Raw genomic sequence first — 23,256 nt, 5'->3', positions numbered from 1 at the left:
GCAAGCCAAGCGCGCTCCATCGTTATCGAGCGTGCCTTTTTATTGGAGAGATTACATGCCGTCGTTCGACGTGGTATCCGAACTGGACAAACACGAAGTCACCAACGCGGTCGAGAACGCCGTCAAGGAACTCGATCGTCGTTATGACCTGAAAGGCAAGGGCAGCTTCGAGTTCAAGGAAAAAGACCTGACCGTCAACCTGACCGCGGAAGCCGATTTCCAGCTCGAAGCGATGATCGAGATCCTCAAGCTGTCCCTGGTCAAGCGCAAGATCGATGTGCAGTGCCTTGAAGTCAAGGATGCCTACGCGTCGGGCAAGCTGATGAAACAGGAAGCGGTCCTCAAGGAAGGCATCGACAAGGAGCTGGCGAAGAAAATCGTCGCTCACGTCAAAGACGCCAAGCTCAAGGTTCAGGCCGCCATTCAAGGCGAGCAAGTGCGCATCACCGGCAAGAAACGTGACGATTTGCAGGAAGCGATTGCCGCCCTGCGCGCCAAGACGTTCGACATGCCGCTGCAGTTCAACAACTTCCGCGACTGACTTTTCAAGCGGGAACCTCTTGGCGTTTTCGACGTCCGAGGCCCAAGCAACGGCAGAAACGATTGAATCCCCCGCGGGTTCGGTCTTTCTGCCGCTCATTTTTTGCGTGCCGGGTAGCCGGAAATCAGGAGAAAAAAGATGGATTTGAATGCTGAAGTGGACAACCTGGTCAAGGCATCCCAAGCCTGGATTCCGATGATCATGGAATACGGCAGCCGCGTGCTACTGGCGGTGATTACCCTGGCCATCGGCTGGTGGCTGATCAACAAGGTAACGCAAAAACTCGGTGGCCTGCTGGCGTTGCGTAACGCTGACCTGGCGCTGCAAGGGTTCATCAGCAACCTGGCGAATATTATTCTCAAGGTTCTGCTGATCGTCAGCGTAGCGTCGATGATCGGTGTCGAAACCACGTCGTTCGTCGCCGCTATCGGTGCCGCCGGCTTGGCTATCGGTCTGGCCTTGCAGGGCAGCCTGGCGAACTTCGCCGGTGGTGTGCTGATTCTGTTGTTCCGCCCGTTCCGTATCGGTGACTGGATCGAAGCCCAAGGTGTTGCCGGTACTGTCGACAGCATTCAGATCTTTCACACTGTGCTGCGTACCGGTGATAACAAAACCATCATCGTGCCTAACGGCAATCTGTCGAACGGCATCATCATCAACACTAATCGTCAACCGACTCGCAAGGTCGTGTTTGATGTAGGTGTGGCTTACGAGGCGGACTTGCAGAAGGCCCGTGAAGTATTGCTGGACCTGGCCAAGGACCCGCGTGTATTGACTGATCCGGCACCGGAAGCGGTGATTTCCATGTTGGGTGACAGTTCGATCACTGTTTCCCTGCGCGCGTGGGTGAAAACTGCCGATTATTGGAATGTGATGTTCATGTTTAACGAGCAATCGCGTGATCGTTTGAAGACTGCCGGCATCGATATTCCGTTTCCGCAGCGGGTTATTCGAATGGTTCAGGAAACTGTGCCGCAATAACGCCTCAGTTGTGACTTGAAGGTTCGGTCAGTTTTGTATTGTTAGGTTGCTATCTAACTAACAACATCAAAGATTGTATGAAACCAGACACAAAAAAACGCTCACCTGAATCAGGTGAGCGTTTTTTTTGTTGCTGTGTTGTGTAGCTGTCGAACTAGCGCTGAATTACAAGATGCTCAGCGGGTATTCGATGATCAGGCGGGTGTCAACTTTGTCGCTATCGTACGCGGAGTTTGCACGATAGACCGCGTTACGTACGCGGAAAGACAGGTCCTTGGCTGGACCGCTTTGCAGAACATATTTGGTCTCGAAGTCCCATTCGTGTTCTTTGGCTTCGCCATCATCGGTGGAGATGTTGTCACCGGTGATGTAGCGGGTCATGAAGCTCAGGCCAGGAACGCCGTAGCTCTTCATGTTCAGGTCGTAGCGAGCCTGCCAGGAGCGTTCGTCTTGACCGTTGAAGTCGGAGTATTGAACGGAGTTGGCGAGGAAGATTGTGCCGCCGCCATCAACGCCGTAAACATAACCGGTGTCACCGGTAGAACGCTGGTGAGCCAGGGTGAATTTATGTGCACCAAGGCTATAGGCCGCTGCGAGGGACCAGATGCGGTTGTCAACGTCACCGCTCAGCTCTTGACCCTGGCTCTTGGAGCGATAGCCGTTGAAGTCGAAGTTCAAGGACTGGTCGTCATTGATTGGCAGGGTGTAGTTGGCGTTGATGTATTGCTTCTTGAAGTGGTCTTCAACATCGGAAGCAGCTACGCCAGCTACAAAATTGTCGGTGAACTGGTAGGTTGCACCGGCAATATCAGCGGACTTCAGACCAAGGCTGTCGTGGCCCATTTGGTCCTGCGCCCGCATTGCGGTGAAATGACCACCGCTCAATTCAAGACCTTTGATTTCTTTACTGGTGATCAAAGTACCGGTAGCGACTTCTGGCAGCAAACGGCTGTCGTCTGTAGAGAAGACAGGGCTGGCAACGTATTGGTTACCGTGTTTCAGAACAGTGTCGGACAGACGGAATTTGACCGCGCCGCCAGCGTTGGATTGGGTGTCTTCTGGCGTGCCGTCGCTGTCCTTGCCGAACATACCGTTACCGGTACGGCCCGGACCGCTGTCCAGTTTGACCATGCCATTGGCCAGGGCGTCCAAACCGAAACCAACAGTACCTTGGGTAAAGCCCGACTCATAAACAGCCTGGACGCCCAGGCCGGTTTCTTCGCGGTAGCCTTTGATACGTTCTTTATTAGCGGTGCTCTGGTTGTTGGAGGCACCGTTCTTGAAGTCGCGATTCATGTACAGAATGCGGCTTTTGACAGTCAGGCTCTGATCTTCAAAAAAGCCCTTGGATTCCTCTTGAGAAGACGCCATTGCGAACTGCGAGGTACTAGCCGAAACAGCCAGTGCGATCATGCTCCACTTCATCACGCGCATCGTGATTTGCTCCTTTGGTTTTTAGAAGAGTACTGCCGTCCCGCCTGTTTTATTATCCGGGCGGCTCTTTCTTTTTGTGTCGGCGCAAACTTATATCACGCCGACCATGTTGGCGATACTTGCGCATCTAACCTTTCAGCTTCTTTACGACCCTGTCGCAAATGGCTGGGTAGATGTCGCAAATTCACAATCCCGACGCAATCGGACTGACAACTTTAGCGCTGTTTTCCATGACTTGAGCATCGGTAAAAAAGAGTCCCTGGTCCTGCACTTGAATCTCCATCGGGCAACCCTGCCACTGTTTTTATTGGCCTTAAGGCTTCCACTTCCAGCGGAGCGCTTATAGACGATACGGGTGTGAATGCAACAAGCGTGCACAAACCGGAATTCTGTTGCTGTTTTTTTCCAAAGGCCTGCCTGTTGCTGTAAAAACCTCATAAAACCGGGGGGTTCAAGCTCGTTTTACCTGAGCTTGACGCCATGCTTCGCATCGTGGTTACCACATCGAACCCGTGGGGGCGACAACCAAAAACGTTACCGGTTCACCCCGCCAGTGAGTAGTTAGCGGATGCTGACGCACTGAGCGTAGACGCGTTGTGCGGTTTTGGTGCGAAAAATTTCAATTGCTGTACCGAATTCACACAGTGTCGTTTTGTGACCGAATCGAACAGCCCGTCGTTTCTCGGTCATTTCGGCATTTTTTGTGGGATGCCTGGTTCTTTAATGGTGCGCCCCGGCTCAAAATGGCTCATGTCGGGGCGCTCGGAAACGATGAGGCGGCAGTTCGTCGTGAAGCGCTTGGCATTCGCAGGTATGCTGCCGTCCTGTCGCTTGGTGCCGCCGTCTTTTGGTATGGGCGCTAAGCTGAAAAAAGATGACCAGAGGGAGTGCGCGCTGTGTTCGCTTTAGATCCACGACTTCAACAAGACACGTTGCCGATCGGCGATTTCCCGCTCTGTCGGTTGCTGTTGTCCAATGATTCGAACTACCCATGGTTCATCCTCGTGCCACGCCGCGAGGATATCAGTGAGATATTTCAGTTAGATGTCGCAGATCAACAGCAGCTGTGGCAGGAAACGACCGCGCTGGCGGAAATGCTCAAGGATTCGTTCGATGCGGACAAATTGAACGTCGCGGCCTTGGGTAATGTCGTCAGTCAGTTGCACATGCATGTGATTGTGCGCAAGCGTGAGGACGCCGCCTGGCCAGCTCCGGTCTGGGGCAAGCAGCCGGCCAAACCCTATAGTCCAGAGCAGATCGCGACGATTCGCGAACGGCTGCGTCTGGTGTTGACCGATGACTTCACGTTTCTGGAGGGTTGAGTCATGAGCCTGGAAGAACGCGTTACCGATCTGGAAAGCCAGTTGGCGTTTCAGGATGACACCATCCAGACATTGAATGATGTGCTGGCGGCGCAGCAACATGTGGTTGAGCGCCTGCAACTGCAAATGGCGGCCCTGATCAAGCGGCAGGAGGAAATGGTCGGCCAGTTCGACTCTTTCGAAGAGGAAGCGCCACCGCCGCATTATTGAGCTACATAGTGAAAAAGAGGCCATAAAAAAACCGCGAACAGCCTGGGCTGTTCGCGGTTTTTTTTAGCTTTGGAGTCAGCGACGCGGCAGGGCGGCGATCACATCTTCGGCTTGCAGGCCTTTGTCACGGTTCATGACAGAGAACTCCACGCGCTGGCCTTCAACCAGAACACGGTGGCCTTCACCGCGAATTGCCCGGAAGTGCACGAAAATATCATCGCCGGAGTCACGGGAAATAAAGCCGAAGCCTTTGGAGGTGTTGAACCATTTAACGGTGCCGGTATCGCGGTTGCTCATGTCATAGCTTGGCGAGGCGGCGGCCGGTGAAGATTTGTAGAAGCTGACGGCCAAGTGCAAAAGAATGGCGATCAGGGCAACGACCAGACTGAACAGAACGGCAGGTTGACCGGCGATGACAGGCATCGGGGCGAACAATGTCAGTGTTTGCAATACCACAGCCAGAACCAGCAGGGCGCTGACCAGATTTTGCAGCTGATGACGCGGCCCTTTGTTCCAGTAAGGGATAACAGGTGCAAGGGTGAGGTTGAGCAGGCCGAAAAAGGCCAGGTACAGCGCATCGGGTTGTTGCAGGTAAGGTACCGCTTCGGATCGCAGGCTAGGGATGAAGGACAGCAGCAAGGCTGCTGCGCCCATTAGCAGGTGGACGATTTTCAACATTTTGATTAACTCACGTTAAGACGGATCACAAGGAAGAGCTGATGGAGCACGGTTCGCTTCAGAACAATAAGAGGCGTTGGACACGTACCCGGTATCAGCCTATGCGCAGCCCCCGGAAAATAGGTGGTAGCGACACACTGCCTATTTAACAGCAAAGCCCGCCGCTACTCAAATCAGGCAGTCCGGCGGTGCTTGTCTTCTGGCCGCTGAGCGGATAACGATTGCTGAGTGTTGTTTGCGCGATGTGTTCCTAGGATCTTTTGCCTTTCATTGAGTGATGTTGCGTCAGTCTTCGTAGGAAATCGTCAGGCCTAGGACGTGCTCCATGATCTTCCTTTTGTTGTTGGCTTATCCTACGTCGATGGTCATAAAGTCATCTAGATATCCCTGTACGCCTGCGCTTTTATAAGGAAACGGAATATGAGTCTTATAAGCAGCAAGGATGGCAAAGGAGTGTCAATGGTATGGTTTATCAAGAGAGGCGAAGGGAGGGGAGGGTCGGTCCACTCAAGGAAGTAAGGATTGATTCATTTGTCAGTGAATTCGATATGGGCCTGGCCCAGCCATTATCCCGGTCAGTGCGTTTGAATGGCTTTGCGACCTGTTTGCGATTGGAGCAGGTCTATTGGGATATTTTAGGTGATATGGCCAAGGTCAATTGCTGCTCGATCAGTGCGCTGTTGTCCCATGTGGATCGCGAAGTGCATTTGCGCCATGGCGGGGTGAAAAACTTCACCGGGCTGGTGCGGGTTGTCTGCGTCGTGCACAGCCTGAAGGAGGGAAGTTGCCTCGTCATGGCCTAGCGGTGGCGGTTGATCGTGTCGAGTGTCGGTCTGTGCAGTCTTACGGCTGCACAGGCTGCATTTAATGGATATAATCCCGCCCTTTGCCGCAAAGCCCAGCATGCGCGGTAGCAATCTGATCGCCGAGACAACCCCCATGCCGATGTACGACTATCAATGTGCTTCCTGTGGTCATCAGTTGGAAGCCATTCAAAAGATCAGCGCAGCACCGCTGGTCGACTGCCCTGCCTGCCAGGCGCCAGAGCTTAAAAAGATGCTGTCCATGCCGGGCTTCCGCCTTAGCGGCACCGGCTGGTACGAAACCGACTTCAAGACCGGTTCCAAGAAAAATCTGGCCGGTGGCGACAAAGCTGACTAGGGTCTGGCGCCCGGTCTGAGTGACACGCGCGAGCTCTTGCATCATCCGGCACCTTTATTCAAGTGCGGGGGCGGCAAGACCTCCAACCGAATTTCGAATTACGAGAAGCGAAACCACTACCATGATGCGCAGCCATTATTGCGGCCAACTGAACGAAAGCCTGGAAGGCCAGGAAATTACCCTTTGCGGATGGGTCCACCGTCGTCGTGACCACGGTGGGGTGATTTTCCTCGATATCCGTGATCGTGACGGTCTGGCCCAGGTGGTGTTCGACCCGGACCGCGCTGAATCCTTCGCCGCCGCCGATCGCGTGCGCAGTGAATACGTGGTCAAGATCACCGGCAAGGTTCGCCTGCGTCCGGCCGGTGCCACCAACGCCAACATGGCGTCGGGCATGATCGAAGTGCTGGGCTACGAGCTGGAAGTATTGAACGAAGCGGAAACCCCGCCGTTCCCGCTCAACGAGTTCTCCGACGTCGGCGAAGAAACCCGCCTGCGTTATCGCTTCCTCGACCTGCGTCGTCCGGAAATGCTCGAGAAGCTGCGTCTGCGTTCGCGCATGACCACCAGCATCCGTCGCTTCCTGGACGAGAACGGCTTCCTCGATGTCGAGACGCCGATTCTGACTCGCGCCACGCCAGAAGGCGCTCGCGACTACCTGGTGCCGAGCCGTACTCATGCAGGTAGCTTCTTCGCCTTGCCGCAATCGCCACAGCTGTTCAAGCAGCTGCTGATGGTCGCCGGCTTCGACCGTTACTACCAGATCGCCAAGTGCTTCCGCGACGAAGATCTGCGCGCCGACCGTCAGCCGGAGTTCACCCAGATCGACATCGAGACCAGCTTCCTCGATGAAAAAGAGATCATGGGCATCACCGAACAAATGATCCGCAACTTGTTCAAGGAAGTGCTGGGTCTGGAATTCGGCGACTTCCCGCACATGACTTTTGAAGAGGCCATGCGTCGCTACGGTTCCGACAAGCCGGACCTGCGTAACCCGCTGGAACTGGTTGACGTTGCCGATCAACTGAAAGAAGTCGACTTCAAGGTGTTCAGCGGCCCTGCCAACGACCCGAAATGCCGCGTTGCCGCTCTGCGCGTTCCAGGCGCAGCAAGCATGCCGCGCAGCAAGATCGACGACTACACCAAGTTCGTCGGCATCTACGGTGCCAAGGGCCTGGCGTACATCAAGGTCAACGAGCGCGCCAAAGGCGTCGAAGGTCTGCAGTCGCCAATCGTCAAGAACATCCCGGAGGCCAACCTCAACGTGATCCTCGATCGCGTCGGTGCGGTCGATGGCGACATCGTGTTCTTCGGCGCCGACAAAGCCAAGATTGTCAGCGAAGCCCTGGGCGCGCTGCGGATCAAGGTTGGTCACGATCTGAACCTGCTGACCTGCGAATGGGCCCCGATGTGGGTCGTCGACTTCCCGATGTTCGAAGAGAACGACGACGGCAGCTTCACCGCGTTGCACCACCCGTTCACCGCGCCGAAGTGCACGCCGGAAGAACTGGAAGCCAACCCGGCAAGCGCGCTGTCCCGTGCCTACGACATGGTCCTGAACGGCACCGAGCTGGGTGGCGGTTCGATCCGTATCCACCGCAAGGAAATGCAACAGTCGGTGTTCCGTCTGCTGGGTATCAGCGAAGCGGAACAGGAAGAGAAATTCGGCTTCCTGCTCGACGCCCTGAAATACGGTGCGCCGCCGCACGGTGGCCTGGCCTTCGGTCTGGACCGTCTGGTGATGCTGATGACCGGCGCCCAGTCGATCCGTGAAGTGATCGCCTTCCCGAAAACCCAGAGCGCTGCCTGCGTCATGACTCAGGCACCGGGTCTGGTGGATGCCAAGGCATTGCGCGAACTGCACATTCGTCTGCGCGAAACGCCTAAAGCTGAGTAAGACTGACCAGAAGGGCGCATCTTCGGATGCGCCCTTTCCATATAGAAGGTCGAGATTTTTATTTGCTGGCTGGCGCATCATGGCGTGGCGGGCAATGTTTCAAAGATAATTCGGAGCGAGTTATGGCGGGTCATTCCAAGTGGGCGAACATCAAGCACCGCAAAGAACGTCAGGATGCCAAGAAGGGCAAGATTTTCACCAAGTGGATTCGTGAACTGACGGTTGCTGCTCGTCAGGGCGGCGGTGATCCAGGCTCCAACCCGCGTCTGCGTCTGGCGCTGGATAAAGCGCTGGGCGCGAACATGAGCCGCGACATCATCGATCGCGCGGTCGCTCGCGGTGCCGGTGCTGCCGATACCGACGACATGGTCGAGCTGACCTACGAAGGTTACGGCCCGGGCGGTGTGGCAGTGATGGTTGAATGCATGACCGACAACCGCAACCGCACCGCAGCGGCTGTTCGCCATGCGTTCAGCAAGTGCGGCGGCAACCTCGGCACCGATGGTTCGGTGGCCTACCTGTTCGAGCGCAAGGGACAGATTTCCTTCGCGCCAGGGGTGGATGAGGATGCGCTGATGGAAGCGGCCATGGAGGCCGATGCCGATGACGTGGTGACTCACGAAGACGGCTCCATCGACGTGTTCACCTCGTTCGCCGGCTTCTATTCCGTGCGCAACGCTTTGGAGGCCGCAGGCTTCAAGGGCGATGATGCGGAAATCGTCATGCTGCCGACCACCAGTGCCGAACTGGACCTGGAAGGCGCCGAGAAGGTTCTGAAGCTGATCGACATGCTCGAAGACCTGGACGACGTGCAAAACGTGTATTCCAACGCCGACATTCCGGAGTCGGTGGCCGCACAGCTCGGATAAGGGCGACTAAGGTTCAGTGTGGGAGCTGGCTTGCCTGCGATGGCGGCGTGTCAGGCTACATCATTGTTTGATGTGCCTACGCCATCGCAGGCAAGCCAGCTCCCACATTTGTTATTCGCTGTATTGAATATCGTGCTCTTACCTAACCCGCAGGCGTTATGACTTTAATTCTTGGTATCGACCCCGGTTCGCGTATCACCGGTTATGGCGTGGTACGTGATACCGGGCGTGGTTGCGTGTACGTGGCGTCGGGTTGCATTCGCACGGGCTCCGGCGAGCTGCATGAGCGTCTGCAAATCGTCTATCGGGGCGTGCGTGAAGTGATCCAGACCTATGGCCCGGTAACCATGGGCATCGAAAAAGTCTTCATGGCCCGCAATGCTGACTCCGCACTCAAACTCGGTCAGGCTCGCGGCGCAGCCATCGTGGCCGGTGCCGAGGAAAGCCTGGAAATTGCCGAATACACCGCGACCCAAGTCAAGCAGGCGGTGACCGGCACCGGTGGGGCGAACAAGGAACAAGTGCAAATGATGGTCATGCACATGCTGAAATTGACCAGCAAGCCGCAAATCGATGCTTCGGATGCCCTGGCCATCGCGATTTGCCACGCTCACACCCGGTCCAGTCTGTTGCCTCATGGTCTGGGTACAGCACGCAGTCGTGGCGGGCGCCTGCGTCTCTGATAGCATCAGCAATCATTTTTTATGGAATGAGGGGTTTGCGCCTGTGTTGTCGGCGCAAAACCCTTGTTCTGTCAGTCGCCAGCACTGATCTGGCCAAGGCTCAAGGATCTGAAACGTGATTGGACGCTTGCGCGGCACTTTGGCTGAGAAACAGCCGCCGCACCTGATTCTGGATGTAAACGGTCTGGGGTATGAGCTGGAAGTGCCCATGACCACGCTTTATCGCTTGCCGTCGGTCGGTGAACCGCTGACCTTGCACACCCATTTGGTCGTGCGCGAAGACGCGCAGTTACTCTATGGCTTCTTCGGCAAGCGCGAGCGAGACTTTTTTCGCGAACTGATCCGTCTCAATGGTGTGGGGCCGAAACTGGCACTGGCCTTGATGTCGAGCCTGGAGGTCGACGAGTTGGTGCGTTGCGTGCAGTCCCAGGACACTTCGGCGCTGACCAAGGTGCCGGGCGTGGGCAAGAAGACGGCCGAGCGTTTGCTGGTGGAACTCAAGGACCGCTTCAAAGCGTGGGAGACCGTGCCGGCGATGTTCGCGTTGGTGCCAAACCAGCCGGGTGGGCCAGATGCGCCTCCGGTCGCCACCGCCGAAAATGACGCGGTCAGCGCGCTGATTTCCCTGGGCTACAAGCCGCAGGAAGCCAGCAAGGCGATTTCTGCGATCAAGGAGAAAGGTTTGAGCAGTGAAGACATGATTCGTCGTGCCCTGAAGGGAATGATCTAAGTGATTGAAGCTGATCGTCTGATCGCCGCCACGGGTGGTCCCCGTGACCGCGAGGAAGTCCAGGACCGGGCGATTCGTCCCGTCAGCCTGGCCGAGTACATTGGCCAGCCAACCGTTCGCGAGCAAATGGAGTTGTTCATCCAGGCCGCGCGTGGGCGCAATGAATCCCTGGATCACACGCTGATTTTCGGTCCGCCGGGCCTGGGTAAAACCACCCTGGCCAACATCATTGCCCAGGAAATGGGCGTGTCGATCAAAAGTACCTCGGGCCCGGTCCTTGAGCGTCCGGGTGATTTGGCGGCCTTGCTGACCAATCTTGAGCCCCATGATGTGCTGTTCATCGACGAGATCCATCGGTTGTCGCCAATTGTCGAAGAAGTGCTGTACCCGGCCATGGAAGATTTCCAGCTCGACATCATGATCGGCGAAGGGCCAGCCGCGCGCTCGATCAAACTCGATTTGCCGCCGTTCACCCTGGTCGGCGCAACCACCCGCGCCGGTATGCTGACCAACCCATTGCGCGACCGTTTCGGGATCGTTCAGCGTCTGGAGTTCTACAACACCGCCGACCTGGCAACGATTGTCAGCCGTTCGGCGAACATTCTCGGTTTGCCACTGGACCCGGAAGGTGCCTTCGAAATCGCCCGTCGTGCCCGTGGCACGCCGCGGATCGCCAACCGCTTGCTGCGTCGGGTCCGGGATTTTGCCGAGGTCCGCGCCAAGGGCCACATCACTAAACCGATCGCCGACCTGGCCTTGAACCTGCTGGATGTCGACGAGCGCGGCTTCGATCATCAGGATCGACGCCTGCTGTTGACCATGATCGAGAAGTTCGACGGTGGGCCGGTGGGGGTGGACAGTCTGGCGGCAGCCATCAGCGAAGAGCGTCACACCATTGAAGACGTGCTGGAGCCGTATTTGATCCAGCAGGGCTACATCATGCGCACTCCGCGGGGGCGGGTGGTCACTCGGCATGCGTACCTGCACTTCGGTTTAAACATCCCGTCACGATTAGGCGAGATGCCCGTGGTAGACGAGTTCCTCGATGCCGTGGACGATTAGTCACCTTTGCGCGCTGATTTATTCGGTGTTTGTGCTGTCCCAGGACCGTACTTTCGCCAGAAAGCCGCGAATCAATGAAAAACAGTTGCCTGGCCGGATTGGCAACCTGAGGAGTAAGCACTAGAGTATGCGCGCGCAAAACGGGCTTGAGCCGTTCGCACATCGTTGTCGCGTTTATTACGAGGACACCGATGCGGGCGGCATCGTGTATTACGTCAATTACCTCAAGTTTATGGAACGGGCTCGAACCGAGCGGCTCCGGGAGCTGGGCTTTGCCCAGTCGGCGCTGGCAGGGGAGGACCTGTTGTTCGTCGTGCATTCCAGCGAAGCGCGTTACCACGCGCCGGCGCGACTGGACGACGAACTGCTGGTAAGCGCTGAAGTAATTGAATTGAACCGGGTCAGCCTGCGCTTCAAACAGCAGGTCAGGCGGGCTACGGATAATGTGCTGCTCTGCGAAGGGCAGTTTCTGGTGGCCTGTGTGCGCACCAACAGTTTGAAACCCCGAGCCATTCCCGAAGCTCTACGTGCGGCCTTTGCCGACGTGAGCGGCGCGGGTACACACTCAAAGCAGGAGATAAAGCGTGGAAGCTAACGTCGTCGACCATTCCTCCATGTGGAGCCTGGTCAGCAATGCCAGTATCGTGGTGCAACTGGTAATGCTGATCCTGGTAGCCGCATCGGTGACCTCATGGATCATGATCTTTCAGCGCAGCAACTTGCTGCGCGCCGGTCGACGTGCCCTGGAGAGCTTTGAAGAGCGCTTCTGGTCCGGTATCGACCTGTCCAAACTCTACCGTCAGGCCGGCAGCAACCCTGATCCGGATTCGGGCGTCGAGCAGATCTTCCGTGCCGGTTTCAAGGAGTTCTCCCGTCTGCGTCAGCAGTCAGGCGTTGATCCGGAAGCGGTCATGGAAGGCGTGGCCCGTGCCATGCGCGTCGCCATTTCCCGTGAGGAAGAAAAGCTCGAGCAGAGCCTGCCGTTCCTCGCCACCGTCGGTTCCGTCAGCCCGTACATCGGTCTGTTCGGTACGGTCTGGGGCATCATGAACTCCTTCCGTGGTCTGGCAACTGCCCAGCAAGCGACTCTGGCCACTGTGGCTCCGGGTATTGCCGAAGCACTGATCGCTACCGCGATCGGTCTGTTCGCCGCTATCCCGGCCGTTATCGCGTACAACCGTTTTGCTGCTCGCAGCGAAACCCTGCTGGGCCGTTACTACACCTTCGCCGACGAATTCCAGGCGATCCTGCACCGCAAAGTGCACACCAGCGAAGAATAAGCAGGTAATTTCCAATGGCTTTAATCGCTCGAGCTCGCAAAAAGCGCAAGCCGGTTGCCGAGATGAACGTGGTGCCTTACATCGACGTGATGTTGGTACTGCTGGTCATCTTCATGGTGACCGCGCCGATGCTTAATCAGGGCGTGAAAGTTGATCTGCCCAAGGTTTCCAGCGAAGCCTTGCCGCAGGACAACAACACTCAGGTCCTGACCATTTCGATCAAGTCTGACAAGACCTACTACTGGAACCTTGGCAGCGAAGTCGACACCGAAAAGCAGCAGGACAAGGCCATGACCTTGCCGCAAATGACTGACGCGGTGACCAAGATCATTCGCGCCGGTACTGAAGGCGGCAAGCGTACCCAGGTATTCATTCGCGGTGACAAGACTGTCGATTACGGCTCCGTCATGGGCGCCATGGGCGGGTTGCAGAAAGCCGGGGTCGGTAATGTTGGCTTGATTACCGAGGCACCCTGATGCAGCAAATGCGAGAGCCGTCCGCCTCGGAAAGCTACTTCTGGCCTAGTGTCTGGGCGCTTGTCTTGCACGTGCTGGTTTTTGGCATGCTGTTCGTCAGTTTTGCCTTCACACCGGAACTGCCGCCGGCCAAGCCGATTGTCCAGGCGACCTTGTACCAGCTGAAATCGAAAAGTCAGGCGACCACCCAGACCAATCAGAAGATTGCGGGTGAGGCGAAGAAATCCGCCGCGCGCCAGACCGAAGTCGAACAGATGGAACAGAAAAAGATCGAGCAGGAAGCGATCAAGGCCGCGGAACAAAAGAAGGAAGATGCGGCTCAAAAAGCCGAAGAATCCAAGAAGGCCGACGAGACGAAGAAAGCGGAAGAGGCAAAAAAGGCTGATGAAGCCAAGAAAGCCGATGAAGCCAAGAAGACCGCCGAAGCCAAAAAGGCCGAAGAGAAACAATTGGCTGATATAGCCAAGAAGAAATCTGAAGAAGAAGCCAAGAAAGCTGCTGAAGAAGAGGCCAGGAAAGCGGCCGCTGAAGAAGCGAAGAAAAAGATCATCGAAGACGCGAAGAAGAAAGCCGCCGAAGACGCCAAGAAGAAATCTGAAGCTGAAGAGGCGAAGAAGAAAGTCGCCGAAGACGCGAAGAAGAAAGCTGCTGCCGATGCCGCGAAGAAAAAATCGCAGGAAGCGGCACGTAAATCCGCCGAAGACAAAAAGGCCCAGGCCCTGGCAGATTTGCTTTCCGACACGCCGCAGCGTCAGCAGGCCTTGGCCGATGAGCAGGGTGACGAAGTCGCCGGCAGTTTCGATGATCTGATTCGTGCTCGTGCAGCGGAAGGCTGGGCTCGTCCACCTTCGGCACGCAAAGGCATGACGGTCGTGTTGCAAATCGGCATGTTGCCCGATGGTACGGTGACTTCGGTCGGCGTGGCCAAGTCCAGCGGCGACGGTCCGTTTGACGCTTCCGCTGTAGCGGCGGTCAAGAACATTGGACGTTTGACAGAAATGCAGGGAATGAAGCCGAGTGATTTCGCTCCGTATCGTTCATTCAAGATGACATTCACACCTGAGGATCTAGCCTTGTGAGAAACCTTCTTCGAGGAATGCTTGTCGTTATCTGCTGCCTGGCAGGGATAGCGGCAGCTGATGAAAAAAACATTCTGGTCACCAGCGGCAGTGATCGGGCCACCCCGATCGCAGTTGTTCCGTTCGGTAACCAGGGCGGCAGCGTGCTGCCGGATGACATGGCTGAAATTATCGGTAACGACCTGCGCAACTCGGGTTACTACTCGCCGATTCCAAAACAGAACATGATCAGCCAGCCGAGCCAGGCCAGCGAAATCATCTTCCGTGACTTCAAGGCGCTGGGAGCCCAATACGTCATGGTCGGCAGTATCGTTCCAGCGGGCGGTCGTCTGCAGGTTCAATACGCACTGTTCAACGTCGCCACCGAGCAGCAAGTGCTGACCGGTAGCGTATCGGGCAGCGTCGATCAATTGCGCGACATGGCGCACTACATCTCCGACCAGTCGTTCGAAAAACTCACCGGTATCAAAGGTGCGTTCTCGACTCGTCTGCTGTACGTGACGGCCGAGCGGTTCTCCGAAAAGAACACTCGCTACACGCTGCAACGTTCGGACTATGACGGTGCCCGTGCCGTGACGCTGCTGCAATCGCGCGAGCCGATTCTGTCGCCGCGTTTTGCTCCGGATGGCAAGCGCATTGCCTACGTCTCGTTCGAGCAGAAGCGTCCGCGCATTTTCATGCAGAACATCGACACCGGTCGCCGTGAGCAGATCACCAACTTCGAAGGCCTGAATGGTGCGCCAGCATGGTCGCCGGATGGTCAGCGTCTGGCATTCGTACTGTCGAAAGATGGCAACCCGGACATCTATGTGATGAACCTGGGGTCGCGTCAGATCAGTCGTGTCACCAACGGTCAAGGCATCAACACCGAGCCGTTCTGGGGTAAAGATGGTTCGACCATCTACTTCACCTCCGACCGTGGCGGCAAGCCGCAGATCTACAAAACCAGCGCAAGCGGTGGTGGTGCGGAGCGTGTGACCTTTATTGGTAACTACAACGCCAACCCTAAACTGTCGGCCGATGAAAAGACCCTGGTGATGATCCATCGTCAGGAAGGCTTCACTAATTTCAAGGTAGCGGCCCAGGATTTGCAGCGCGGTAGTGTAAAGATCCTCACTGATAGCACTCTGGACGAGTCGCCTACTGTTGCGCCCAACGGCACCATGGTAATCTACGCCACCCGCCAGCAGGGCCGGGGAGTCTTGATGCTCGTGTCCATAAATGGACGCGTGAGGCTCCCGCTTCCTACCGCACAAGGCGAAGTCAGAGAACCGTCCTGGTCCCCTTACCTGAACTGACGCGGCGCTACATGTTGTACTTAACACACTGGGGTTCATTAGGAGTTTCACGATGGAAATGCTGAAGTTTGGTAAATTTGCTGCGCTGGCTCTGGCCATGGCTGTAGCTGTAGGTTGCTCGTCCAAAGGCGGCGACAATGCCGGTGAAGGCGCTGTTGATCCAAACGCTGGTTACGGCGCAAACACTGGTGCCGTTGATGGTTCCCTGAGCGAAGAAGCTGCTCTGCGCGCAATCACCACCTTCTACTTCGAATACGACAGCTCGGACCTGAAGCCAGAAGCCATGCGCGCTCTGGACGTTCACGCCAAAGACCTGAAAGCAAACGGCGCTCGCGTTGTTCTGGAAGGCAACACCGACGAACGTGGTACTCGTGAGTACAACATGGCACTGGGCGAGCGTCGTGCGAAAGCCGTTCAGCGCTACCTGGTACTGCAAGGTGTTTCCCCAGCTCAGCTGGAACTGGTTTCCTACGGCGAAGAGCGTCCAGTTGCTACCGGCAACGACGAGCAGTCCTGGGCTCAAAACCGTCGCGTCGAACTGCGTAAGTAATTCGTCATGCGAACGTGCCGTCGTGCTGTAACTGTTTTGGCTCTCAGCCTCGCACCGCTTGCGGTGTGGGCTGCGGTTCCTGTGGTCGAGGACAACTCCGGCTATAACAATAGCGGGAGCAGTTATCCGCCTGCGGGTTACGGTACGAACGGCGCCTATGCCGGGGGAGGGGTTTCGACCCCTGTCTCGGCACAGGGCCAGCTGTTCAACCAACTACAACAGATGCAGGATCAGATCTCGCGCCAACAGGGTGCGATCGAAGAACTGCAAAATGATGTAGCGCGCATGAAGCAAGAGAACCTGGAGCGATATCAGGATCTTGATCGGCGCATAGGAACCGGCGTTGCACCAGCCGCGACTCCTGATAATTCTTCCACCGGTGGCAATTTGAATGCCCCCGGTGCAGGTGCAGGAGCGGCAGCCGCTGCCACACAAGCGCCTGCCGCAGGTGGCGAACCGGCTGATCCGGCGAAGGAAAAACTGTATTACGATGCAGCCTTCGACCTGATCAAAGCCAAGGATTTCGACAAGGCCAGCCAGGCTTTCGCCGCATTCCTGCGCAAATACCCGAACAGCCAATACGCGGGCAACGCCCAGTACTGGTTGGGTGAAGTGAACCTGGCCAAAGGCGATCTGCAAGGTGCAGGTCAAGCATTTGCCAAGGTTTCACAGCTGTACCCCAAGCACCCTAAAGTGCCTGATTCGTTGTACAAGCTCGCTGATGTAGAGCGCCGTCTCGGTCATACCGACAGGGTCAAAGGCATTCTGCAGCAGGTTGTGTCCCAGTATCCGGGCACTTCCGCCGCTCAGTTGGCACAACGCGACTTGCAGCGCATGTAAGGCTGCTTGAGCTGTATTGAAGAAACCCGCGCCTATCGCGGGTTTTTTCGTTAGAATTCATGCCCTTTTTATGAAACACGCTTTTTGGGATCTGCGCGTTGGCGAGGTTCCTTGAAGTGCCTGACGGAGGCGGACAGCCTGTTTAGCTGTTACGCCCGTGGCGACTATGCAAGACACATTGAGAATCACCGAAGTTTTCTACTCGTTGCAGGGTGAAACGCGGACTGCCGGGCTGCCCACTGTATTTGTGCGCCTGACCGGTTGCCCATTGCGTTGCCAATACTGCGACAGCGCCTACGCGTTCACTGGCGGCACCATTCGCACGCTCGACGACATCCTCGAGCAAGTGGCCGGTTTTCGCCCGCGTTATGTTTGTGTTACGGGTGGCGAACCCCTGGCGCAACCGAATGCCATTCCCTTGCTCAAGCAGTTGTGTGACGCCGGCTACGAAGTGTCGCTGGAAACCAGTGGCGCACTGGATATCTCGGCGGTCGATCCGCGGGTCAGTCGCGTCGTCGACCTGAAAACCCCGGGTTCGAAAGAAGCACACCGCAACCGCTACGAGAACATCGAGCTGCTCACGCCTAACGATCAGGTAAAGTTTGTCATCTGCTCGCGGGAAGACTACGACTGGGCCGTGTCCAAACTGATTCAGTACGGTCTTGACCTGCGTGCCGGCGAAGTCCTGTTCTCGCCGAGCCACCATGATCTGAGCGCGCGTGATCTGGCGGACTGGGTGGTGGCGGACAATCTGCCTGTACGTCTGCAATTGCAGCTGCATAAATATCTTTGGAATGACGAGCCGGGGCGCTGAAATGACTGAACAAACGAACACTGTCGAAAAACGTGCGGTCATCCTGCTGTCCGGCGGCCTCGACTCCGCGACCGTCGTGGCCATGGCCCGCGCTGATGGCTACCGCTGCTACACCATGAGCTTCGATTACGGTCAGCGCTCGCACGCCGAATTGCATGCCGCAGCACGTGTCGCCCAAGACTTGGGTGTGGTCGAGCACAAGGTGATTGGCCTGAACCTGAACGGTATCGGCGGCTCGGCACTGACCGACACTAGTATCGATGTACCGGAAACGCCGGGTGAAGGTATCCCGGTGACGTACGTGCCGGCGCGCAACACCGTGTTTCTGTCCCTGGCGTTGGGGTGGGCTGAAGTGCTGGGCGCGCGGGACATCTTTATCGGGGTTAACGCGGTGGATTACTCCGGTTACCCGGATTGCCGTCCCGAGTTCATCGAAGCCTTCGAGCGCATGGCTAATCTGGCGACCAAGGCCGGGGTAGAAGGGCAGGGCTTCCGTATTCAGGCGCCACTGCAGAACCTGAGCAAGGCGCAGATCGTTCAGGCCGGCGTGAAGCTTGGCGTCGATTACGGGCTGACCGTTTCCTGCTATCAGGCAGACGATAATGGCCGCGCCTGCGGTAAATGCGACAGCTGCCGCCTGCGTGCAGAAGGCTTCGCAGCAGCCGGTGTGACCGATCCAACACCTTATTTTTGATTTATTTCAAATTAGGTGTTGAATAGTCCTTAAAAATCAGTATTATACGCGCCACCACACAGCGGGTCGTTAGCTCAGTTGGTAGAGCAGTTGGCTTTTAACCAATTGGTCGTAGGTTCGAATCCCACACGACCCACCATTTTTGTAGCAGTTTTAAAAGTCTGGAAGGCCCACGCAAGTGAGGATTTCCGGATTTTTTTTTGCCTGCAATAAAGCGCAGACGCGGGTCTGGAAGGGGGAAAGGCAAACACCTGTGTCTTCATCCCAACCCTGCTGATCACCAGAGTAAACGGCACGGAAGATTCTGCCTCCACACTTCGCATGCCCGACCCTTGCTGTTCAGGTCCAGATACCGCTGCCAGCGGCTGAGCCCGAAAGCGCTGTCACTATGTGACTTCGAAATCACTGCCCAAGCATTCTAAATAGTATTTAGCCGCCGCTCGACGATGGGCAGTGGTCGCATACACGCGAATTGGCCCAAGCCGATGGTCGCGGTAATGTCGGTCATATTGCATTTGGCGCCTAGGACATTAAGTTGCGTGAGATCTGCAATCGTAAAGGGTGGTTGTTGATGCTGGACGAAGTCCAGACTGGCATCGGCCGCACCGGTCGGTGGTTTTCCCACCAGCACTCGAAAATTCAACTCGACGTAATGACCCTCGCCAAGGGGCTGGGCTCCGGCATACCGATCGGCGCGTGCCTCGCCTGGGGGGGATGCAGCGACAACGTTCACCCCTGGCAGTCATGGTTCGACTTTCGGTGGTAATCCTCTTGCCTGCCGTGCAGGAACAGAGACCATAAGGGGTATCGAAGAAGACGGTCTGCTGGATCACGCCCGAGCTCGGAGAGTTTATCGTGGAACAATTGCGCGAAAAATTAGCCGACTTGCCACAGGTCCAGCAAGTACGCGGCCTGGGTCTGATGATCGGGATCATGCTTGATCGTCCCTGCCAGAAGCTGGTGGCTGAAGCCCTGCGTGAAGGCCTGTTGATTAATGTTACGGCCGAACGCGTTATCCGATTGTTGCCGCCTCTGGTGCTGACTCGCGAAGAGGCCCGCTGGGGAGTCGACACGCTTGTGCGTCTGATCCGGACCTTGCTCCAGCAGGGCTGAATACCTCTCTCGTTGCGAGGCAGTTTGATAGTATATGGCGCGCTTGCAAGCGACATTCGGAGGCTCCCAGCCATCAACTTTCGGAGGAGGTTCCAGCTTTTTTAGTCTTGCCATCCAAGGAGTGATTTTGAGCGAGTTAAAACTGTTCATCCCTGGTCCTACCTGGATCAGGCCCGAGGTACGCAAAGCCGGTAGCTACCCGGAATTCGGACATCGAGACAAGCAGGCAGTCGAGATTATCTCGAACATTCTGATGAACCTTGAGCACATCGCTGAGTTGCCCGCGGCCTATCAGGCGACGCTGATCAATGGCAGTGGCAGCAACGCCATGGAGTGCGCAGTGCGCTCGCTGGTTGCCGAGACCGACCGCGTCCTGTGTATTTGCGTCGGTGCCTTTGGCGAGCTGTTCCAGACGTTGGCCACTGGCTTCAATGCCCACGTTGAGCGCCTGGATTTTACGCCGGGTGCCGGTATCGACTTGGACATTCTGAAGAGTGTTCTGGACAAGGGGAGTTTCGATGTGGTCACGCTGACCCACAATGAAAGCTCCACTGGGGTAGCGACTGATATTGTCCAGGTCTGTGAGCTGATTCGCATGCACGGAGCGCTTGCCATTGTCGATGGCGTCAGTCTTTTTGCCGGCGCACCCACGTGTATCGCACAAGCACTTCCCGCCGCTTACGTAACGGCCACGCAAAAATGCCTGGCGCTGCCACCCGGGTTCGGAATCGCTTTCGTCAATGAGGCTGCGCTCGCCAAGGCGCAGACAATAAAGAACAGGGTGTACACCTTGGATCTGCTTCGGCACGTCGATATGGCGCGGCAGGGACAAACCCTGACGACACCGAACTGCACATTGCTCAACCAGATGCATGTTCAACTTGATTACATCGTCAATCAGGAAGGCTTGCAGGCGCGGTTTGCACGGCACCGCAAGCAGCAGAACGATGTACGGACCTGGGTGCGCGCCCGGCCGGAACGCTTCAGGTTGTTTACTGAGGACGCCGATGCGTCCCCGTCGCTCACCTCGCTCTATGTCGATTCCAGACTCGACCTGTCGCGCACTAAGGTACTGATGCGCGAAGCCGGATATTTGATCGACACGGGGTATGGCAAGTTGAACAAGCGACTGATGGCCGAAAGTGGTCAGGTCATGATGCGCATTCCTCACATGGGTGACATCAGCGATCAGATGCTGGGAAGTTTCCTTAATGCGCTGGACAATTTCACAGGTGATCTTGCCCGCTGAAAGAGTGGACGCGACTATCGCTCCCAAGCAGTAGAAAGTCCGCCTGGCGATTAGGTCGGACCTTGCGGAACTGCTGCTTGGGTCGGTCCTCGATCCGAGTTATGGCATAGAGTTGAAGCGTTTGCGCACGGGTTGTCACCCATACAGGCTAATGACTCGGCCGAACACCTGATGCGCCGAACAGCGCCTGCAGGGTTTTCTCGTCAAGGTTAATATTAAGGGCTACGGCCTGTTCGATACCGATGCGCAATGAAGGGCCAAAGCGGGTCATGGATATGCCCGTATGCTGACTGATCAACAGGTAATAAGGGTTGAGACTGTCGTATTCGTCGACCTCTTTGTTATCAATGACGTGGACATCCCGATTTTTTGTCTTTGAAAATGTGTGCCCGCAACTGGTGCATTCCATCAAGGCGCTGTGTGTTCAAGTGCTCGCGTCGTGCGATTTCGATAAACATTTGATCCCTCCGTGATGTACAGCACTCATTGTCCTCTTGAAAGGTAATGCGACACCACTATCAGTTTTACTAGTCACGTCCCCATTCACATGGACTTATCCATGGCGTTTCCTTGCCGATGCACGGGGCTCGTGGAGAATTTGGCGTGTTTAGTTTCTGTCTGATGCAGAAACGACAGCCATCGCTCGCTCTCATATTTCTCAAGAGATCTCTAATCTTGTCTTGTTAAAAGATATAGCACTTCAAAGTGCTGCATCCTTTGTCTTCGATTCAGCTTCACAAGGCACCTTTAGTTTGACCGAGCAAGAAAGAGAAATCCTGCGATGGTGTTCCAAAGGCAAGACCAGTTGGGAGATATCGGCAATTTTTAACTGCTCTGAAGCCAATATCAATTTTCAAGTCATCCGCAAATTTGGTGTGACGTCTCGCCGCGCTGCGGTGCTGCTCGCTATAAATGCCGGCCTGATTCAACCCTGAGCAAGAGGTGGACCGCGTTCGTGGTTTCACCAGTGCCGCCTTTGGTCGAAATGGCTGAAAGAAGCCTCTAATGTGAGCAGAGGCTCAAGCCGGATGCTGCACCGCGTGACGCAGGTCAGAATGGTCTTTTGCATCTCGGGGATATTCTGTAGCCTTGCGCATCTTCAACGCTATCCACGCCTGATGAACACTCACTCTCCCGGCGGTACCCTGAAGGGTCCAGAGCCGGGTGTATACTCGACTTTCGCGCGAAAGCGCCTGCAGGTCTTGCGAACATGACGCAGATTTCCGAACGCCTTCTGGTTCAAGCTCACCTCGACGCCAAGCAGCCCAAGCCGCTGACCGCCGAGGAAGAGACTTATTACCGTACTGCCATCGCTGCCGAGCTCAAGGCTCAGGACGCAGTGCTGGTTGCCCACTTCTATTGCGATCCCGTCATTCAGGCCCTGGCCGAAGAAACCGGTGGTTGCGTCTCCGACTCTCTGGAGATGGCCCGCTTCGGCAATGCCCACCCGGCCAAGACCGTGGTGGTCGCCGGCGTAAAATTCATGGGCGAAACCGCGAAAATCCTCAACCCTGAAAAACGCGTGCTGATGCCGACTCTGGAAGCGACCTGTTCGCTGGACCTGGGTTGCCCGGTAGATGAATTCTCGGCGTTCTGCGATCAGCATCCGGAACGTACGGTGGTGGTGTATGCCAACACCTCGGCGGCGGTCAAAGCCCGGGCGGATTGGGTGGTGACTTCCAGCTGTGCACTGGAAATCGTCGAAAGCCTGATGGATAACGGCGAAACCATCATCTGGGCCCCGGACAAACACCTGGGCACTTACATCCAGCGCAAAACCGGCGCCGACATGCTGCTGTGGGACGGTGCCTGCATCGTCCATGAAGAGTTCAAGGCCAAGCAGCTCGAAGACATGAAAGCGCTGTACCCGGATGCGGCCATTCTGGTGCACCCGGAGTCGCCGACCGCCGTTATCGATTTGGCCGACGCGGTGGGTTCCACCAGTCAGTTGATCGCTGCTGCGCAAAGTCTGCCAAACAAGACCCTGATCGTGGCCACTGACCGTGGCATCTTCTACAAGATGCAGCAGCTGTGCCCGGACAAGGTCTTTATCGAAGCGCCAACGGCCGGTAACGGCGCGGCCTGCCGCAGTTGCGCGCATTGCCCGTGGATGGCGATGAACACGCTTGAGCGCACGCTGAAGAGCTTGCGCGAGGGGACCAACGAGATCTTCGTTGATCCGGCGTTGATTCCGCAGGCGGTGCGGCCGTTGAAGCGGATGCTTGATTTCACGCAGGCGGCGCGGATGAAGTTGGCGGGGAACGCTTGAGAGCTGTCAGTTAAGCCGCAAAAACT

Annotated in this window: 26 protein-coding genes, 1 tRNA gene and 2 pseudogenes; 26 read left to right on the top strand and 3 right to left on the bottom strand. The window is 56.4% G+C overall.

Features of this window, described 5'->3' with window-relative positions; genetic code table 11:
• The first annotated feature begins 55 nt into the window (after positions 1-55).
• Both MMG91_RS14785 and MMG91_RS14780 read left to right on the top strand, forming a co-directional pair.
• Complete coding sequence (locus MMG91_RS14785) at positions 56-541, top strand: YajQ family cyclic di-GMP-binding protein (protein WP_310660002.1); 486 nt, start codon at positions 56-58, stop codon at positions 539-541.
• Positions 542-679: 138 nt separating this feature from the next.
• A complete protein-coding gene (locus MMG91_RS14780) occupies positions 680-1,522 on the top strand; it encodes a mechanosensitive ion channel domain-containing protein (protein ID WP_310660001.1) in 843 nt (280 codons plus the stop codon).
• 165 nt (positions 1,523-1,687) lie between these two features.
• Here MMG91_RS14780 and MMG91_RS14775 read toward each other — a convergent pair whose 3' ends face one another.
• A complete protein-coding gene (locus MMG91_RS14775; RefSeq protein ID WP_305503011.1) occupies positions 1,688-2,956 on the bottom strand; it encodes an OprD family porin in 1,269 nt (422 codons plus the stop codon).
• Positions 2,957-3,852: 896 nt separating this feature from the next.
• Between MMG91_RS14775 and MMG91_RS14770 the strand changes: the two genes are divergently transcribed.
• Together MMG91_RS14770 and MMG91_RS14765 are read left to right on the top strand one after the other, a co-directional pair.
• Entirely contained in the window at positions 3,853-4,278 is a 426-nt protein-coding gene (locus tag MMG91_RS14770) for an HIT domain-containing protein (RefSeq protein WP_032830486.1), read from the top strand.
• Positions 4,279-4,281: 3 nt separating this feature from the next.
• The gene (locus MMG91_RS14765; protein WP_052964287.1) at positions 4,282-4,488 is read left to right on the top strand and encodes a SlyX family protein; all 207 of its coding nucleotides are present in this window, start codon (positions 4,282-4,284) and stop codon (positions 4,486-4,488) included.
• A 75-nt stretch (positions 4,489-4,563) separates the two neighbouring features.
• On the opposite strand, the gene MMG91_RS14760 is transcribed toward MMG91_RS14765, so the two are convergent.
• A complete protein-coding gene (locus MMG91_RS14760; protein ID WP_301271480.1) occupies positions 4,564-5,166 on the bottom strand; it encodes a cold-shock protein in 603 nt (200 codons plus the stop codon).
• A 464-nt stretch (positions 5,167-5,630) separates the two neighbouring features.
• On the opposite strand from MMG91_RS14760, the gene MMG91_RS14755 reads away from it, so the two are divergent.
• The 19 genes and pseudogenes from MMG91_RS14755 to MMG91_RS14660 all read left to right on the top strand — a co-directional run bounded on the left by MMG91_RS14755 (position 5,631) and on the right by MMG91_RS14660 (position 20,961).
• Entirely contained in the window at positions 5,631-5,969 is a 339-nt protein-coding gene (locus tag MMG91_RS14755; RefSeq protein WP_310660000.1) for a ribbon-helix-helix domain-containing protein, read from the top strand.
• A 136-nt stretch (positions 5,970-6,105) separates the two neighbouring features.
• Positions 6,106-6,327, top strand: a complete 222-nt coding sequence (locus MMG91_RS14750; protein ID WP_010457489.1) for an FmdB family zinc ribbon protein — start codon at positions 6,106-6,108, stop codon at positions 6,325-6,327.
• A 121-nt stretch (positions 6,328-6,448) separates the two neighbouring features.
• Entirely contained in the window at positions 6,449-8,224 is a 1,776-nt protein-coding gene (gene aspS / locus MMG91_RS14745) for an aspartate--tRNA ligase (protein WP_310659999.1), read from the top strand.
• Between the two features lie 122 nt (positions 8,225-8,346).
• Complete coding sequence (locus MMG91_RS14740; protein WP_008072427.1) at positions 8,347-9,093, top strand: YebC/PmpR family DNA-binding transcriptional regulator; 747 nt, start codon at positions 8,347-8,349, stop codon at positions 9,091-9,093.
• 158 nt (positions 9,094-9,251) lie between these two features.
• Positions 9,252-9,776, top strand: coding sequence for a crossover junction endodeoxyribonuclease RuvC (gene ruvC, locus MMG91_RS14735; protein WP_007897036.1), 525 nt, complete (start codon positions 9,252-9,254; stop codon positions 9,774-9,776).
• Positions 9,777-9,891: 115 nt separating this feature from the next.
• The gene (gene ruvA, locus MMG91_RS14730) at positions 9,892-10,506 is read left to right on the top strand and encodes a Holliday junction branch migration protein RuvA (RefSeq protein WP_038981959.1); all 615 of its coding nucleotides are present in this window, start codon (positions 9,892-9,894) and stop codon (positions 10,504-10,506) included.
• On the top strand, positions 10,507-11,568 hold the full coding sequence (gene ruvB, locus MMG91_RS14725; protein ID WP_008006678.1) for a Holliday junction branch migration DNA helicase RuvB: 1,062 nt from the start codon (positions 10,507-10,509) through the stop codon (positions 11,566-11,568).
• Between the two features lie 127 nt (positions 11,569-11,695).
• Complete coding sequence (gene ybgC, locus MMG91_RS14720) at positions 11,696-12,163, top strand: tol-pal system-associated acyl-CoA thioesterase (RefSeq protein WP_007933231.1); 468 nt, start codon at positions 11,696-11,698, stop codon at positions 12,161-12,163.
• Positions 12,153-12,848 (top strand): protein TolQ, encoded by a 696-nt coding sequence (tolQ, locus tag MMG91_RS14715; RefSeq protein ID WP_007897030.1) that lies wholly within the window; start codon positions 12,153-12,155, stop codon positions 12,846-12,848. The genes ybgC and tolQ overlap by 11 nt, the downstream gene beginning before the upstream one ends.
• Before the next feature lie 23 nt (positions 12,849-12,871).
• Entirely contained in the window at positions 12,872-13,324 is a 453-nt protein-coding gene (tolR, locus tag MMG91_RS14710) for a protein TolR (protein WP_162556275.1), read from the top strand.
• Complete coding sequence (gene tolA, locus MMG91_RS14705; protein WP_310659998.1) at positions 13,324-14,403, top strand: cell envelope integrity protein TolA; 1,080 nt, start codon at positions 13,324-13,326, stop codon at positions 14,401-14,403. Before tolR ends, tolA begins: the two co-directional genes overlap by 1 nt.
• Positions 14,400-15,701 carry a Tol-Pal system beta propeller repeat protein TolB gene (gene tolB / locus MMG91_RS14700; protein ID WP_038981961.1) on the top strand — a complete coding sequence of 434 codons (1,302 nt, stop codon included), beginning with the start codon at positions 14,400-14,402 and terminating at the stop codon, positions 15,699-15,701. Before tolA ends, tolB begins: the two co-directional genes overlap by 4 nt.
• A 52-nt stretch (positions 15,702-15,753) precedes the next feature.
• Entirely contained in the window at positions 15,754-16,251 is a 498-nt protein-coding gene (gene pal, locus MMG91_RS14695; RefSeq protein WP_003178634.1) for a peptidoglycan-associated lipoprotein Pal, read from the top strand.
• Positions 16,252-16,257: 6 nt separating this feature from the next.
• The gene (gene ybgF / locus MMG91_RS14690; RefSeq protein ID WP_310659997.1) at positions 16,258-17,091 is read left to right on the top strand and encodes a tol-pal system protein YbgF; all 834 of its coding nucleotides are present in this window, start codon (positions 16,258-16,260) and stop codon (positions 17,089-17,091) included.
• 166 nt (positions 17,092-17,257) lie between these two features.
• Positions 17,258-17,905 carry a 7-carboxy-7-deazaguanine synthase QueE gene (gene queE, locus MMG91_RS14685; protein ID WP_305446611.1) on the top strand — a complete coding sequence of 216 codons (648 nt, stop codon included), beginning with the start codon at positions 17,258-17,260 and terminating at the stop codon, positions 17,903-17,905.
• Between the two features lies 1 nt (position 17,906).
• Positions 17,907-18,599 carry a 7-cyano-7-deazaguanine synthase QueC gene (gene queC / locus MMG91_RS14680; protein WP_305503006.1) on the top strand — a complete coding sequence of 231 codons (693 nt, stop codon included), beginning with the start codon at positions 17,907-17,909 and terminating at the stop codon, positions 18,597-18,599.
• Between the two features lie 63 nt (positions 18,600-18,662).
• Positions 18,663-18,738 (top strand) — tRNA-Lys (locus MMG91_RS14675).
• Between the two features lie 396 nt (positions 18,739-19,134).
• Positions 19,135-19,712: pseudogene (locus MMG91_RS14665) on the top strand (aminotransferase class III-fold pyridoxal phosphate-dependent enzyme); the annotation flags it as partial.
• Between the two features lie 34 nt (positions 19,713-19,746).
• On the top strand, positions 19,747-20,961 hold the full coding sequence (locus MMG91_RS14660; RefSeq protein ID WP_310659996.1) for an aminotransferase class V-fold PLP-dependent enzyme: 1,215 nt from the start codon (positions 19,747-19,749) through the stop codon (positions 20,959-20,961).
• Positions 20,962-21,109: 148 nt separating this feature from the next.
• Here the strand turns inward: MMG91_RS14660 and MMG91_RS14655 are convergent, their stop codons facing one another.
• A complete protein-coding gene (locus MMG91_RS14655; RefSeq protein ID WP_310659995.1) occupies positions 21,110-21,370 on the bottom strand; it encodes a hypothetical protein in 261 nt (86 codons plus the stop codon).
• Between the two features lie 140 nt (positions 21,371-21,510).
• Here MMG91_RS14655 and MMG91_RS28990 point away from each other — a divergent pair.
• The 3 genes and pseudogenes from MMG91_RS28990 to nadA form a co-directional block, all read left to right on the top strand.
• Positions 21,511-21,648: pseudogene (locus MMG91_RS28990) on the top strand (hypothetical protein); the annotation flags it as partial.
• A gap of 65 nt (positions 21,649-21,713) precedes the next feature.
• Complete coding sequence (locus MMG91_RS14650) at positions 21,714-21,896, top strand: LuxR C-terminal-related transcriptional regulator (protein WP_310659994.1); 183 nt, start codon at positions 21,714-21,716, stop codon at positions 21,894-21,896.
• Positions 21,897-22,171: 275 nt separating this feature from the next.
• Positions 22,172-23,230, top strand: coding sequence for a quinolinate synthase NadA (gene nadA / locus MMG91_RS14645; RefSeq protein WP_310659993.1), 1,059 nt, complete (start codon positions 22,172-22,174; stop codon positions 23,228-23,230).
• Positions 23,231-23,256 lie beyond the last annotated feature (26 nt).

This window comes from Pseudomonas sp. JL3 (genome assembly GCF_031570575.1).
GTDB lineage: Bacteria > Pseudomonadota > Gammaproteobacteria > Pseudomonadales > Pseudomonadaceae > Aquipseudomonas > Aquipseudomonas cucumis.
The sequence above is the reverse complement of the archived record's forward strand: the minus strand, read 5'-3'. Positions and strand labels throughout refer to the sequence as shown.

Excerpts from the sequence above, each read along its gene's own strand:
- MMG91_RS14655 (WP_310659995.1), bottom strand. The coding sequence starts at position 21,370 with ATGGAATGCACCAGTTGCGGGCACACATTTTCAAAGACAAAAAATCGG.
- nadA (WP_310659993.1), top strand. The coding sequence starts at position 22,172 with ATGACGCAGATTTCCGAACGCCTTCTGGTTCAAGCTCACCTCGACGCC.
- aspS (WP_310659999.1), top strand. The coding sequence starts at position 6,449 with ATGATGCGCAGCCATTATTGCGGCCAACTGAACGAAAGCCTGGAAGGC.
- ruvC (WP_007897036.1), top strand. The coding sequence starts at position 9,252 with ATGACTTTAATTCTTGGTATCGACCCCGGTTCGCGTATCACCGGTTAT.
- MMG91_RS14760 (WP_301271480.1), bottom strand. The coding sequence starts at position 5,166 with ATGTTGAAAATCGTCCACCTGCTAATGGGCGCAGCAGCCTTGCTGCTG.
- queC (WP_305503006.1), top strand. The coding sequence starts at position 17,907 with ATGACTGAACAAACGAACACTGTCGAAAAACGTGCGGTCATCCTGCTG.
- MMG91_RS14775 (WP_305503011.1), bottom strand. The coding sequence starts at position 2,956 with ATGCGCGTGATGAAGTGGAGCATGATCGCACTGGCTGTTTCGGCTAGT.
- MMG91_RS14755 (WP_310660000.1), top strand. The coding sequence starts at position 5,631 with ATGGTTTATCAAGAGAGGCGAAGGGAGGGGAGGGTCGGTCCACTCAAG.
- pal (WP_003178634.1), top strand. The coding sequence starts at position 15,754 with ATGGAAATGCTGAAGTTTGGTAAATTTGCTGCGCTGGCTCTGGCCATG.
- MMG91_RS14785 (WP_310660002.1), top strand. The coding sequence starts at position 56 with ATGCCGTCGTTCGACGTGGTATCCGAACTGGACAAACACGAAGTCACC.
- tolA (WP_310659998.1), top strand. The coding sequence starts at position 13,324 with ATGCAGCAAATGCGAGAGCCGTCCGCCTCGGAAAGCTACTTCTGGCCT.
- ybgC (WP_007933231.1), top strand. The coding sequence starts at position 11,696 with ATGCGCGCGCAAAACGGGCTTGAGCCGTTCGCACATCGTTGTCGCGTT.
- MMG91_RS14660 (WP_310659996.1), top strand. The coding sequence starts at position 19,747 with ATGGCGCGCTTGCAAGCGACATTCGGAGGCTCCCAGCCATCAACTTTC.
- ybgF (WP_310659997.1), top strand. The coding sequence starts at position 16,258 with ATGCGAACGTGCCGTCGTGCTGTAACTGTTTTGGCTCTCAGCCTCGCA.
- MMG91_RS14765 (WP_052964287.1), top strand. The coding sequence starts at position 4,282 with ATGAGCCTGGAAGAACGCGTTACCGATCTGGAAAGCCAGTTGGCGTTT.
- MMG91_RS14750 (WP_010457489.1), top strand. The coding sequence starts at position 6,106 with ATGCCGATGTACGACTATCAATGTGCTTCCTGTGGTCATCAGTTGGAA.
- queE (WP_305446611.1), top strand. The coding sequence starts at position 17,258 with ATGCAAGACACATTGAGAATCACCGAAGTTTTCTACTCGTTGCAGGGT.
- MMG91_RS14740 (WP_008072427.1), top strand. The coding sequence starts at position 8,347 with ATGGCGGGTCATTCCAAGTGGGCGAACATCAAGCACCGCAAAGAACGT.
- MMG91_RS14780 (WP_310660001.1), top strand. The coding sequence starts at position 680 with ATGGATTTGAATGCTGAAGTGGACAACCTGGTCAAGGCATCCCAAGCC.